Below are 13,652 nucleotides of genomic sequence, written 5' to 3' on the forward strand. Positions count from 1 at the left end.
AAACGACACTGAATTATAAAACGTCAACTGTTAAAATACAAACAACTCTACTCGGCTTTTTGGCTAAAAAACCCTTAAATAAGAATCATTAACAAGTATAAAGACAAACCAATTACCATCCACAACCACACAATCAAACATAAATCTATGTTTTTAAATAAATTATTAAAGTGAAAACTCTTGATGACACAATCAGTGGCTTTAGAATATTTAGACTAAAGATAAATTTGTACTTTGTTTTTCAGATGTTCTTCGGGTTTTCACATACTTATATATAAGTAGCAGCACTATATATGTGTGTACTCCACTGTTTGCAGCAATTTACAACCACAACACAAGACTCTTAGATCCAGACAGCCCATCACTTTGCTTTGGTCAAGGTACACCTGATCATGGATTAAACTTTAATGTCGGCACATACCTCAATCTATTTATACAACTTATATTTACTTTAAACACCACACCTAAATAAATATTAAAAATGATAATCATCATGCGAATGAATGACTTATCCAGTATTTTTTGTATCTGTATGGATAAATAACCGCGCTTTATTCACAAAGATTTCGTCATTTCTTAATCAAAATATGATGGGTTATGGCTATTTTCAGGAGTTTAATCAGTCATTTTTTGATCAATCAATATCGAATTTAAATACCAGACTCACTGCCTATTCCAACTAATCTGACTACCCTACCGTGTATATAAAAACGTGTAAGTTATGAGAATTAGATAAATTTAAGTATTGGACTGAATCCTGCCAAAGAAATAGCACACCAAAACCAGCATTTAAAATTGCTTACAATTAATCCGTATTGATGATTTTTTTCTGCACATCCGACAAATTTTGACTTATGATACGGCGGCTGTGCTGTGATTTTATTGATTTTTTTACTGGAATTTTTTCGACTTTTTCTATAAACAGTCGTCTGCTTAATCCATAAGTATAATTGACAAAATTTCAGTACTCTCTAATCTTAGAGCTAATTTTTAATCCGTCTGACTTGCGCATTAAAAGATTGATACTTCGAGTCAGATCAACATTCACCAGGACAGGAGATCTATTGAATGTCTGAAGCAACTGGCAAAAAAGCCGTATTACAGCTTGATGGAAAAGAAATTGAATTACCAATTTACAGCGGCACATTAGGCCCAGATGTAATTGACGTTAAGGATGTGTTGGCGGCAGGTCACTTTACTTTTGATCCTGGTTTTATGGCAACAGCGTCTTGCGAGTCTAAAATTACGTTCATTGATGGTAACAAAGGTATTCTTTTACACCGTGGTTACCCAATTGACCAATTAGCGACTAAAGCTGACTACTTAGAAACTTGCTACTTATTATTAAATGGCGAGCTTCCAACTGCAGAACAAAAAGCTGATTTTGACGCTAAAGTTCGTAACCACACTATGGTTCACGACCAAGTAAAACGTTTCTATAACGGTTTCCGTCGTGACGCTCACCCTATGGCAATCATGGTAGGTGTTGTTGGTGCGTTATCTGCGTTCTATCACAACAACTTAGACATCGAAGATGTTAACCACCGTGAAATCACAGCGATTCGTTTAATCGCGAAGATTCCTACTTTAGCGGCTTGGAGCTACAAGTACACTGTTGGTCAACCATTTGTTTACCCACGTAACGACTTAAGCTACGCAGAAAACTTCTTGTACATGATGTTTGCTACACCAGCAGACCGTGATTACAAAGTAAACCCTGTTCACGCTCGCGCAATGGATCGTATTTTCACGCTTCACGCTGACCACGAACAAAACGCGTCTACTTCAACTGTACGTTTAGCTGGTTCTACTGGCGCTAACCCATACGCATGTATCTCTGCAGGTATTTCTGCACTTTGGGGTCCTGCTCACGGTGGTGCGAACGAAGCTGTTCTTAAGATGCTTGATGAAATCGGCTCTGTAGAACACGTTGCTGAGTTCATGGAAAAAGTGAAGACTAAAGAAGTGAAGCTTATGGGCTTTGGTCACCGCGTTTATAAAAACCATGACCCACGTGCAACTGTAATGAAGCAAACTTGTGACGAAGTACTTAACGACTTAGGTATCAACGATCCACAACTCGCTCTTGCAATGGAACTTGAGCGTATTGCGTTATCTGATGAATACTTCATCAAGCGTAACTTATACCCTAACGTAGACTTCTACTCAGGTATCATCCTTAAAGCGATTGGTATCCCAACAGAAATGTTTACTGTAATTTTCGCACTTGCACGTACAGTTGGTTGGATCAGCCACTGGTTAGAAATGCACAGCGGTCCTTACAAAATCGGTCGTCCTCGTCAGCTTTACACTGGCCACACTCAACGCGACATCAACCGTTAATTCGGTCTGCGTTGTAGCGTGTAAAACGACACGACAAAAAAACCACCTTCGGGTGGTTTTTTTATTGCTTTTATTTAGCTCACCAAACTCATTTCTGTTTGGTTTGTCCTAAACCACAACCAAAACGTAAAATAAAATTTAGATCATTGCGGATTTAGGCTATATTTTTGATGTCTGCCACTTACGACTCATTTCCATGCTACAACTGCATTTATTCATTCTCAGCTTATTGATGCGACTGCTCAAACTAGATCAGTTTAGATGTCGAAGCCTAACTGCAATGGAAATACAGTTGTGCCAATCTGTGTTTGGCAATCTGATTGACTACAGCCAAGTCAAAGTCATGAACCATCCTTATTTGCCTTGGCAGCCACAGCACATTTTTATGGCCCCCTGTGGCTATATTCATGTGCGTAATCGGCATTATCTAGCCGACTACAGCCAAGCACACCGTGGCTATCAAGCGATCTTTATTCATGAGATGGCGCACATTTTACAGCATCAACATCACATCAATGTCTTACTGCGTGGTGCGGTATTGCAAACCGCGTATTTTTTGAGTTTTAAGCGTTACAATCCATATCATTATCGCTTAATTGAAGCGAAACCTTTTTTTGCTTACAACATTGAGCAACAAGGTGAAATTGCCAAAGATATTTTTCTTAAAAAAATAGACAATATTATTTTAAACAGCCCGCACCGCTCGACTTAGCTCACTCATCTTGGTACATGCTTATTTCACGAAAAACACATGCATCATACAACCTAAAAATATAATGCTTTTCAAATAAATAGCATAAAAATTCTGTCACATTTCAATGATATTCTTGCAGACAAGACAATAAAGTGTATTCGATGCTAGCATCTATTCTAAATTAAGATAAAATAGCAAAAGTCTCCATTTTTGCACTGCAAAATAAGATCTTTATCTGTTAGATAATAAATGGTTTTTATTTGTGCCTTTCGGCAGTCGTTTAATCCACAATACACTACGCTGAAATTTTTATAACAATAATCATCAGCCACTTACGTGTATTCTACACCTATAGGAATAGGACTTAATTTAAATGAAATCTTTTAAAATTGCCCTTGCACAGTTCTCTCCACACATTGGCAATCTCGAAGCAAACGCGCAAAAAATGCTTGAACAAGCAAATGAAGCGAAAAAACAACATGCAGATTTGATTATTTTTCCTGAACTTTCAATTTTGGGCTACCCTGCAGAAGATTTATTACTGCGCCCAAGCTTGAATCAACGCACACAACAAGCATTTGAACAATTACGTGAAATTAAAGATATTGTTTTAGTTTTCGGCTTTGTCAATGAAACTGAAGATGGTCAGCGCTTTAACTCGGCTGCCGTCATGAAAGATGGCAACATCTTAGGTATTTACAACAAGCAAAATTTACCAAATTATGCTGTATTTGATGAAAAACGCTATTTTGATGAAGGTCATCAACACTTAGTTTTTGAATACCTTGGTCATAAATTTGGCGTTTTGATTTGCGAAGATTTATGGTCTTTGCCAACCGTGCAGCAATTGGCACAGTTGAATGTAGAAACTGCATTGGTCTTGAACGCATCGCCTTATGAAGTGGGTAAACCGCAGCATCGTGTACAGACCATGACCGAACTGGCAAAACAATTACATCTCAATGTGGTGTATGTAAACCAAGTTGGCGGTCAAGATGATTTAATCTTCGATGGTACGAGCTTTGTGATTAACCAAGCAGGCAATGTTGCATTACAAGCCCCAACCTACCAAGAAGGTTTATTCTACGCAGAATATGACGCTGCACAGAAGCACTTTAAAACTGCCGAAATTAGCCCAGCTTTAGACACCCTTGCAGAAATCTATCAAGGTTTAGTGCTCGCAACCCGTGACTACGTGCAACGCTCTGGCTTCCCTGGTGTAATTCTTGGCTTGTCGGGCGGAATTGATTCAGCGCTCACTCTTGCTATTGCGGTTGATGCAATTGGTGCAGATAAGGTACAAGCGGTAATGATGCCGTACACTTATACCGCGCAAATTAGTGTGGAAGATGCTGCAGAGCAAGCCAAAACTTTAGGCGTGACTTTTGGTATTGCCGAAATTCACCCGATCGTAAATAGCTTTATGCAAACGCTGTATCCTTTCTTTGGTAACAGCCCTAGCGATACCACAGAAGAAAATCTACAAGCCCGTGCCCGCGGCACAATCTTAATGGGTCTGTCGAATAAGTTTGGTAACCTCGTGCTTTCTACAGGTAACAAATCTGAGTTAGCAGTTGGCTATTGCACGCTTTATGGCGATATGGTCGGTGGTTATGCGGTACTCAAAGATGTGTACAAAACCATTGTGTTTGAACTGGCTAAATACCGTAACAGTATTGCCGATACTCCTGTGATTCCTGAGCGTGTGATCACGCGCCCACCTTCAGCAGAATTACGTCCTGACCAAAAAGACCAAGATTCTTTACCACCATACGAAGTGCTCGATGCGATTTTGTATGCGTATATTGAAGAAGATCAGAGCCAAGAAGACATCATTAGCAAAGGCTTTGAACGCGCGATGGTCGAGAAAGTCATTCAATTGGTTGATCGCAACGAGTACAAGCGTCGCCAAGGTGCATTAGGACCACGTATTAGTTCACGCGCTTTTGGTCGTGAACGTCGCTATCCGCTCGTCAATGGTTGGAAAGCAGGGATTTAACGCTAAAGCATTGCTTAAACAAAGATATAAAAAACCAAGCTACGGCTTGGTTTTTTTGTACCTGCCATTAAACCAATGCTGCAAAAAGTAGCCTAAAATTTTGACATAAAAAAAGACCAAGCTGAGAGCTTAGTCTATAAAAATGGTGGCTATGACGGGACTTGAACCTGTGACCCCCGCATTATGAGTGCGGTGCTCTAACCAACTGAGCTACATAGCCATAAACTGTGTGCGCATTATCTAAACTTAGCCCTGCATCGTCAAGTATTTTAATTTACAAACGCTCACAGTTTAAGCAAAAACAGTGCAATTTGTTTAATTTTAATCAAATTACTATTTTCTTACGGAGATTCTTAAATATTTGCAGCAAAATCTATATCAAGTCACACAGAAAAAAGAGAATAAATTCAACCATGATCTTGAAGTCTATAATACTGAGTAGCCTTGTTGTTGGCTTAAGTTCCTGCGCTTTGGTTTCACCTGTTTTTGTAGATTACAACGGCGTACGGCGTGATGTTGCGCAATTTATCAATTCTAAAATGAGTTATAGCATCGCAGACCGACGTGTTTTGGTTGCTTATGCCAAAGGACAGCAAAAGATTTTAACGGCGCATCAACTGAATGCTGCAGCGCAGCAACAACTGGCTTATGAGCGTGCTGTAGGGCGTTATTGTGCATCACAACACATTTCGCTAAAAAAATTAAATCAGGTCGATGCCAAAATTTTTGCTCACTCTGATCAACAAGCCAATTGGCAACAGATTCAAAACCTACAAATGCAGATTCAACTGGATACAGCTCAAATAGATTGCACAGACAAATTTTAAACAAAAAAAGACCACGTTAGTGAACGTGGTCTGAAAAATGGTGGCTATGACGGGACTTGAACCTGTGACCCCCGCATTATGAGTGCGGTGCTCTAACCAACTGAGCTACATAGCCAAAAACTGTGCGCGCATTATCTGCTGTAATCTAGGTAACGTCAAGCCTTATCACGCATCAATTGCTTAAAATTTGGTGAAGTGAACCGATAAGCCGGGTTCTGTCGAGAACGATCATTCCTCTAGGCGTACAATCACTCATACGCTCAAGCGACCTACCCGAATCCAGTACGGGCCGTACCTCAGGATTCCTATTTGGTCTTGCTTCTGGTGGGGTTTACCATGCCATGAACTGTTACCAGCCATGCGGTGCGCTCTTACCGCACCCTTTCACCCTTACCTTCAATTTCTTCCGAAAAAGAAACCATACGAAGGCGGTCTACTCTCTGCTGCACTTTCCGTCGGCTCACGCCGCCCAGGCGTTACCTGGCACCCTGCCCTATGAAGCCCGGACTTTCCTCCCCTGTTTCAGTCACGGAGACCTCCACAGCAGCGATCGTCTGGTTCACTTCGAAGGCACATCTTAGCAAAATTATAAGTTAATTGCTTGCGCTTTTTTGAGCAATCAGTTTTTTATATTTTTCCAGCAATTGTTCCTGTGTTTCTACATGCTCTGGATCGAGCGGAATACAATCGACTGGGCAAAATAACTGACACTGCGGCTGCTCGTGATGTCCTACACATTCAGTACATAATGCTGGATTAATCTCATAAATCAGCTCACCCATATAAATTGCCTCATTTGGGCATACAGGTTCACAGACATCACAGTTAATACATTCATCGGTAATATATAAAGACACGCTACCAACCTTGTCGTAATTTACGCTCAAAGGCTTCGACCACAACAGGTGCAACAAATTTAGTCACATCACCTTTTAAGCGTGCAATTTCACGAACTAATGTAGAAGAAATAAATGAATATTGCTCTGAAGGAGTCAGAAATACCGCTTCATATTTCGCATCTAATTGACGGTTCATATTTGCCAACTGAAATTCGTATTCAAAATCTGAAACAGCACGCAAACCACGCAAAACTGCAGTCGCATTTTGCTCACGGAAAAAATTAACCAATAAACCATCAAATCCGACAAATTCAACATTAGGCAAATGCTTTAAAGATGCCTGTGCCAATTCCACACGTTCTTCCAAAGTAAAAATTGGATTTTTATGATGTCCAATGGCAATTGCGACCACGACTTCATCAAACATTTTTGCAGCACGTGTCACCAAGTCAATATGACCATTAGTAATCGGGTCAAAGGTGCCCGGATAAATTACGCGAGTTTTAGACATCCATTATGCTCTAGTTGGTTTTGTCAAAGTTAGTTTAACAAATACAAAAAATTTTAGTGAACTAAAGTCTACCAAATTATGAAATATCAAAGCAGTTTAGCCAACAGTTGTGATGATTTTGATTTGTCAGCAAGCCTTGGTTTGAGGCACAATAGTCATAAGTTTGGAAGTAATTGAATATGGCGAAGCTAACTGTAGTTAAAAAAAATACGGGCGGAACAATTGCACAGAATAAACGTGCACGCCACGATTATTTTATTGAAGAAAAATTTGAAGCAGGACTTTCTTTGCAAGGTTGGGAAGTCAAATCTTTGCGCGCAGGACGTATGACTATTACCGAAAGTTATATCCTGTTTCGTGACAATGAAGCCTTTTTATTTGGTGCACAAATTCAACCACTCTTGTCGGCTTCAACGCATGTAGTGCCTGAAGCGACCCGTACCCGCAAACTCTTACTTTCACGACGTGAAATTGAAAAGTTGATGGGTGCAGTCAATCAAAAAGGTTATTCTTGCGTACCTTTAGCATGTTATTGGAAAGGCCCTTTAGCGAAGCTTGAAATTGCTTTGGTGAAAGGTAAACAATTGCACGATAAACGCGCTTCTGAAAAAGACCGCGATTGGCAGCGTGATAAAGCACGTTTGATGCACAAATAATTTTGCACATTCCGCCCATAAAAAATGCTCGAGATCAACATCGAGCATTTTTTATGGAAGTTTTAAAACTAAAAATGCTTAGTCTTTAAGTTTTAATTCCACCAAATATTTACCAAATTTGACTGCAGTTTCCAAATCACCTTCGGGTGGCGTAACTTCAACACTGGCATTATCAGACTGCGTCATTAAACCCAAAAAGCTCGACATGCGGTTAATATCGTGTGGACTACGCCCTGTCGGCATAAACGGTAAACCTGACCACAACATGCCATGCTGCATCGCAAATAAATTAATTTGTTGCAGCACCGCCAGTTTATCGCCACTTAAACCACCGCCATTGGTAAAACCTGCCGCCAGTTTGCCCTGCCAAGTTCTGGCCAACCAACGCTTAGACGATTGCTCCATAAACTGTTTTAAAGCCGAAGTAATGCTGCCCATATAAGTTGGACAGCCCATAATGATAATATCGGCTTGATCTAGGCTATCCCATTCAATTTCAGCCACATCCATCAAAGTCACCTGAGCATCCATTTGCGCAGCACCTTGTGCAATATGCTGTGCCACCTTAGCAGTATGACCATAAGGACTGTGATAAACCACCGCCACACGAATAGCAGCGCAAGAAGATGTTGAATGAGTCACTAACATGAGAATGTTTAAAACCAAATAATTAAGTCAAGTTTAACACTAAGCCTGCATAAACACGAATGTTGCCATACGTCCTGTACGTGCTTGACGGCGGTAAGAATAGTAATCATCGGCTTGTTGATACGAGCACTGATCACCGCCCAAGACCGTTGTAACACCATGTTGCTGCAAAATAAAACGCGCGATCGCATACAAGTCAGCAAGATATTTACCTTGCTGCTGCCCTGCAATAAAAGCCGTGTCTAATTCAGGATATTTATCGCAAAATGCCTGTTTCACCTCAGCCCCAACTTCAAAACACGGCTGACTAATAGCCGCACCCAACCACGCCCATGTTGGAGCACTTTGCATTTCGACGATGGTGTTTTCGATAATACCGTTGGCAAGACCACGCCAGCCTGCATGCAGATTCGCAACCTCAGTGCCTTCGGCATTGCCCAAAACCACAGGTAAACAGTCTGCGGTCATCATCATTAAAGCATGCGCTTTACGCTGAGTGACCAAACCATCGCCTTCTAAAGCTTCACAAGTGATTTGCTCATTAATGGTCTGACACAACACGCTATGTGTTTGCGTCATCCACGTCATTTTATCGACCCCATATTCAGCAAACTCTGCCAGTAAACTCATACGATGCTGCTGCACACGCCATGCATCATCCTGCACATGCAGCGCCAGATTAAAACCAGATACATCGGCACAGTCTGTCGCTAAAGCTTGCACATGTTGTATGCGGGTTTGCCCAACATACACACCTGCAGGTAATCCTTGAACAAATTGCATAAATCTATCCTTAGTCGTTTTCTGGCATTGCCGTATCTGAGTTGATCTTGTTAATGCTGTCTATGCAACAATTAATAGGCAGCATTTTCACTGCGTAACACGTCTACCAATTGTTTAAAGTCTTCAGGCCACGGCGCTTCAAACATCATTTCTTCTTGAGTACGTGGATGCACCAAACCGAGTTTGACGGCATGTAAGGCCTGACGTTTAAAGTTACGCAAGGTATCGTTTAATAATGCCGATGCGCCTGCTGGCACACGTACACGTGGCGTATAAACAGGATCGCCAACCAAACCATAACCAATATAACTTAGATGCACACGAATTTGATGAGTACGTCCAGTTTCCAAACGCGCCTGAACACGAGTGAAATGCTGAAAGCGTTCTTTAACATTGTAATGTGTGACGGCGTCTTTGCCGCCCGGCAAAACAGCCATTTTCACTCGATCTACAGGATGGCGTTTAATCGGCTCATCGACAGTGCCTCCCGCAATCATGTTGCCGTACACCACCAAGTCGTATAAACGATAAACTGACTTTTTCGCCAGTTGCTTGGTCAAGGCAAACTGTGCTTCCAGATTTTTGGCAACCACCAGCAAACCCGAAGTATCTTTATCAATACGATGCACCAAACCTGCACGAGTTAACTCTGCCGATTTTGGATAATGATGCAGCAAGGCATTTACCAGAGTTCCAGAGCTATTTCCCGCCCCCGGATGCACCACCATGCCCACAGGTTTATTAATCACCATGATGTCATCATCTTCATAAATAATATCCAGTGGAATATCTTCAGGCAGGCTGCGGGTTTGCGCTTCAAGCTCGACTTCTAGGGTAAGAAGCTCATCACCTTCACACTTATATTTAGGTTTGACCGTGTTACCATTTACCAACAAATGACCGTCTTTGAGCCACTGTTTTAGCTTTTCACGTGAAAATTCACTCCAAATGATGGCTGCAACTTGGTCGATGCGTAGTCCTAAGTGGCTGTCATCCAATTGAAATTGCAACGATAAACGTGTTGCAGTTGAGTCTGAAGTATGGTTATCTGCATCCTCAGCATCTTCAAGTAAATTGAACTCAGTTTCAGGTAAATTGGAATGGGTAGATTGTGCTTGACTCATTTGCTCATTCAGACAAAAGTGGTTTAATAGCGCAATTGTAGCTCATTGCCCGTATTAACAGAGGAATTTTTATGTCGCTACCACGTTATAAAATAACAATGCTTGCTCTTTCACTCGGCGTTGCGTCTGCAATTGTGGGCTGTAGCAGCAATCCAAAAAAAGAAGTGGTCGATACTGGTCCGCAATCTAGCGAACAGGTTTATATTGAAAAAGCAGAAAAAGCACTGGATCGTGGTCAATACACCGATGCCGTTAAGCATCTTGAAGCTTTAGAAACCTATTATCCAACGGGTGATTATGCGCAGCAAGCGCAGCTTGAATTGTTGTATGCAAAATTCCAGCAAAAAGATTATGAAGGCGCAATTGCTGTTGCAGATCGTTTTATCCGCATGAACCCGCAGCATCCTAAAGCCGATTATGCCTACTATGTACGTGGCGTAGCGAATATGGAACAAAACTATGATGGTTTGTTGCGTTATACCTCGCTCAAGCAAGCGCACCGTGATGTCAGCTATTTAAAACTAGCGTATCAAAACTTTGTCGATTTTATCCGTCGCTATCCATCGAGCACTTATGCGGTAGATGCTGCACAGCGTATGCAGTTTATTGGTCAGGAACTGGCAGAAGCCGAAATGAATGCAGCACGTTATAACATTAAACGTAAAGCATGGGTGGCTGCAGTAGAGCGTTCATTGTGGGTAGTTGAGCATTATCCGCAAACTCCACAAATTCCAGAAGCATTGGCAACGGTGGCTTATGGTTATGGCAAACTGGGCGATCAAGCCACAGCTCAGCAATATATTGATGTGTTGAAACTGAACTATCCAAATTTGGTTAAAGCAGATGGTAGCGTGAATTTACGTGCTGCCCGTCATGACGCAAGCTGGATTAACCGTGCAACTTTGGGTATTTTCGGACGTGAAGCGCAAAGCAGCACTGAAACACAACAGTCAGATACTAAAGCACAAGCAGAGCCATCACGCAGCCTCACCAACCGTTTGAGTTTTGGCTTGCTCGATCGTCCAAAATCTCAAAACGACAGCACTGAATAAAACCATTCCGACTGATTTTTCAGTTTTGAAAAATGCAAAGGGCAAGTTATGATACTTGCCCTTTGTTCTTTTATGGGCTTGTTTCCTGTCCTAGAAAAAGATACAAAAGAGAATACTCATTGAGTCAATCAGCACAGTCTGATGTATTCAACCTGTTCGGCGAACCTTTCACTACCAAGAGATAACAGACAAAACCGTATGGCCATTCCACAGCACACGATTGATCAAATTTTAGATCGCACTGATATTGTCGATCTGATTAGTCAGCGCGTGAAATTAAAAAAAACTGGTCGTACCTATTCGGGCTGCTGCCCGTTCCATCAGGAAAAAACCCCGTCTTTTCACGTTTACCGTGACAAGCAGTATTATCATTGCTTTGGCTGTCAGGCAAATGGTAACGCCATCCGTTTTTTAATGGATATTGATAACCGCAATTTTGTAGATGTCATGAAAGACTTGGCCAGTCAAACAGGCATCGAACTCCCAAAAGATCAGCACGACAATAAAAAACTCTCTTATAAACGTGAAGCCAAAAAGCCAACACCGATAGCTCAACCCAAACCAACAGCAAAAGACCAGAATGAAACTTCTGCAGCTCAAACCACATCAAGCGAACATACTTTTGAAGCTTCGGGCATCGACTTTGATCCTTTTGCCGAGTTTCAAAGTGCTGAATACGCAAACTCGGAATTTCAGAACTCGGAATTTCAAAACAATGCCGACCCGTTTGCAGGTTTTGAGCAATGGGACACCATGCAGGACACACCTGCACAAGAAGGCAACTTATACGACTTGCTAGAAAATATAGCGCAATATTATGAGCAGCAATTGCCGCACAGCCCTGCCGCGCAACAGTATTTTCAAAAACGTGGTTTAACCGCACAAACCTTGCAGTTTTGGCGCTTGGGTTACGCACCCGAAGATTGGCAGCATTTAGAAAAAGCCTTTCCGCAAGACATTGCAGGTTTAAAACTGCTAGGCTTAATTCGTACCAGTGACAAGGGACGTGACTTCGATTTATTACGTGATCGGGTGATTTTTCCAATCCGTGACAGCAAAGGACGTGTGGTCGGCTTTGGTGGTCGCGCACTTAATGATGAAATCAAACCCAAATACATCAACTCGCCCGACTCAGAAGTGTTTCATAAAAACCAATTGCTCTATGGTTTATATGAAGGACGCAAACAAAAAGCCCAAGATTATTTAATGGTCGAAGGCTATATGGATGTGATTGCCTTGCAGCAATACGGCGTTCATGGTGCTGTAGCGACACTCGGTACAGCCAGTAATACCGATCATTTAAACATTCTGTTCCGCCAAAACAACCGCATTACCATCGCGTTTGATGGCGATGCCGCAGGTCAAAAAGCCGCACGTCGCACACTAGAAATTGCACTACCTTTGCTCAATGATGGACGTGAACTGAAGTTCTTTGTTTTGCCCAATGAGCACGACCCTGACTCACTTATTCGTCGTGAAGGCATCGAAAATTTCCGACGTTTATTAGATCAAGCACCTTTGCTATCAGATTTTGTCTTTGCGCATCTCACCCAAAACCATAATATCAGTACCCCTGAAGGCAAAAGTCAGGTCATGGGTGAACTGCGGCAGTTGACCGAACTTTTGCCCAAAACGGGTTCTTATCGCTATTTGCTGCAACAGTTTTTCCGTGAAAAGTTAGGCTTTAACCGTAAATGGCAGGCACAGACCAATAACGATGCATCTTTGAGTTTTAGCACCAAAGTCGATGCCGAAGAATATGTGATTGCGATTCTAATCAATCACCCGTATTTGTATATTCACTTTGAACCGTTACGTGCGCTGATTCCAAATGATCATCTGCTACACCAAATCTTAAATATTTTAAATACTATTTTTGATGATCTACCCGATGATCCTGAACAAGCCAAATATTATATTTTGGGTGCATGCTCAGCGTATCACTATGAATTACAGCGCATTTTACAACAAGCCAATGTCAGTGATTACACAACTTCTCCTGAGCATGTTGATAAGTTGGCGCAGGATTTTTCAACCAAATTGCAATACGACTGCTTACAGCAAAAAATTCGCTCCAAAAAATTCAGCAGCATTGAAGAAATGAAGCGCTTGAAACATCAAATTTATGAAATTGATAAAAAAAGATCGCTGACCTTGTTAGAGGAATAAGCGATCT

At 41.5% G+C, this 13,652-nt stretch carries 12 protein-coding genes, 2 tRNA genes and 1 other RNA gene; 7 read left to right on the forward strand and 8 right to left on the reverse strand.

Annotated elements, in window-relative coordinates:
• The first annotated feature begins 1,068 nt into the window (after positions 1–1,068).
• The 3 genes from gltA (at position 1,069) to FTT71_RS02360 (ending at position 5,036) form a co-directional block, all read left to right on the forward strand.
• Complete coding sequence (gene gltA, locus FTT71_RS02350) at positions 1,069–2,343, forward strand: citrate synthase (protein ID WP_004972202.1); 1,275 nt, start codon at positions 1,069–1,071, stop codon at positions 2,341–2,343.
• A 196-nt stretch (positions 2,344–2,539) separates the two neighbouring features.
• On the forward strand, positions 2,540–3,055 hold the full coding sequence (locus tag FTT71_RS02355) for a hypothetical protein (protein ID WP_004972203.1): 516 nt from the start codon (positions 2,540–2,542) through the stop codon (positions 3,053–3,055).
• Between the two features lie 355 nt (positions 3,056–3,410).
• A complete protein-coding gene (locus tag FTT71_RS02360) occupies positions 3,411–5,036 on the forward strand; it encodes an NAD+ synthase (RefSeq protein WP_004972204.1) in 1,626 nt (541 codons plus the stop codon).
• A 143-nt stretch (positions 5,037–5,179) separates the two neighbouring features.
• Here FTT71_RS02360 and FTT71_RS02365 read toward each other — a convergent pair.
• A tRNA-Met gene (locus tag FTT71_RS02365) sits at positions 5,180–5,256 on the reverse strand.
• A gap of 193 nt (positions 5,257–5,449) precedes the next feature.
• On the opposite strand from FTT71_RS02365, the gene FTT71_RS02370 reads away from it, so the two are divergent.
• The gene (locus tag FTT71_RS02370) at positions 5,450–5,863 is read left to right on the forward strand and encodes a hypothetical protein (protein WP_180061193.1); all 414 of its coding nucleotides are present in this window, start codon (positions 5,450–5,452) and stop codon (positions 5,861–5,863) included.
• Between the two features lie 38 nt (positions 5,864–5,901).
• On the opposite strand, the gene FTT71_RS02375 is transcribed toward FTT71_RS02370, so the two are convergent.
• The 4 genes from FTT71_RS02375 to coaD all read right to left on the reverse strand — a co-directional run bounded on the left by FTT71_RS02375 (position 5,902) and on the right by coaD (position 7,213).
• Positions 5,902–5,978: transfer RNA gene (locus FTT71_RS02375), tRNA-Met, on the reverse strand.
• A gap of 73 nt (positions 5,979–6,051) precedes the next feature.
• Positions 6,052–6,429: RNase P RNA component class A (rnpB, locus tag FTT71_RS02380), an RNA gene on the reverse strand.
• Between the two features lie 27 nt (positions 6,430–6,456).
• Positions 6,457–6,720: a YfhL family 4Fe-4S dicluster ferredoxin gene (locus FTT71_RS02385; RefSeq protein WP_004972206.1), complete on the reverse strand. Its 264-nt coding sequence runs from the start codon at positions 6,718–6,720 to the stop codon at positions 6,457–6,459.
• A gap of 1 nt (position 6,721) precedes the next feature.
• Positions 6,722–7,213 carry a pantetheine-phosphate adenylyltransferase gene (gene coaD / locus FTT71_RS02390; RefSeq protein WP_004972207.1) on the reverse strand — a complete coding sequence of 164 codons (492 nt, stop codon included), beginning with the start codon at positions 7,211–7,213 and terminating at the stop codon, positions 6,722–6,724.
• A gap of 179 nt (positions 7,214–7,392) precedes the next feature.
• Here coaD and smpB point away from each other — a divergent pair, with 179 nt between their 5' ends.
• Positions 7,393–7,869 (forward strand): SsrA-binding protein SmpB, encoded by a 477-nt coding sequence (gene smpB, locus FTT71_RS02395; protein WP_004972209.1) that lies wholly within the window; start codon positions 7,393–7,395, stop codon positions 7,867–7,869.
• Positions 7,870–7,947: 78 nt separating this feature from the next.
• On the opposite strand, the gene FTT71_RS02400 is transcribed toward smpB, so the two are convergent.
• The 3 genes from FTT71_RS02400 to rluD form a co-directional block, all read right to left on the reverse strand.
• A complete protein-coding gene (locus tag FTT71_RS02400) occupies positions 7,948–8,517 on the reverse strand; it encodes a flavodoxin family protein (RefSeq protein ID WP_179988548.1) in 570 nt (189 codons plus the stop codon).
• A 39-nt stretch (positions 8,518–8,556) separates the two neighbouring features.
• Positions 8,557–9,300: a peptidoglycan editing factor PgeF gene (gene pgeF, locus FTT71_RS02405; protein ID WP_167845845.1), complete on the reverse strand. Its 744-nt coding sequence runs from the start codon at positions 9,298–9,300 to the stop codon at positions 8,557–8,559.
• Positions 9,301–9,371: 71 nt separating this feature from the next.
• Entirely contained in the window at positions 9,372–10,424 is a 1,053-nt protein-coding gene (gene rluD / locus FTT71_RS02410) for a 23S rRNA pseudouridine(1911/1915/1917) synthase RluD (RefSeq protein ID WP_004972212.1), read from the reverse strand.
• A gap of 71 nt (positions 10,425–10,495) precedes the next feature.
• On the opposite strand from rluD, the gene FTT71_RS02415 reads away from it, so the two are divergent.
• Positions 10,496–11,476 carry an outer membrane protein assembly factor BamD gene (locus FTT71_RS02415; RefSeq protein WP_180061196.1) on the forward strand — a complete coding sequence of 327 codons (981 nt, stop codon included), beginning with the start codon at positions 10,496–10,498 and terminating at the stop codon, positions 11,474–11,476.
• A gap of 198 nt (positions 11,477–11,674) precedes the next feature.
• Positions 11,675–13,645, forward strand: a complete 1,971-nt coding sequence (locus FTT71_RS02420) for a DNA primase (RefSeq protein WP_180061197.1) — start codon at positions 11,675–11,677, stop codon at positions 13,643–13,645.
• The last annotated feature ends 7 nt before the right edge of the window (positions 13,646–13,652 follow it).

The organism is Acinetobacter sp. YH01004, from assembly GCF_013420455.1.
Lineage (GTDB): Bacteria > Pseudomonadota > Gammaproteobacteria > Pseudomonadales > Moraxellaceae > Acinetobacter > Acinetobacter towneri.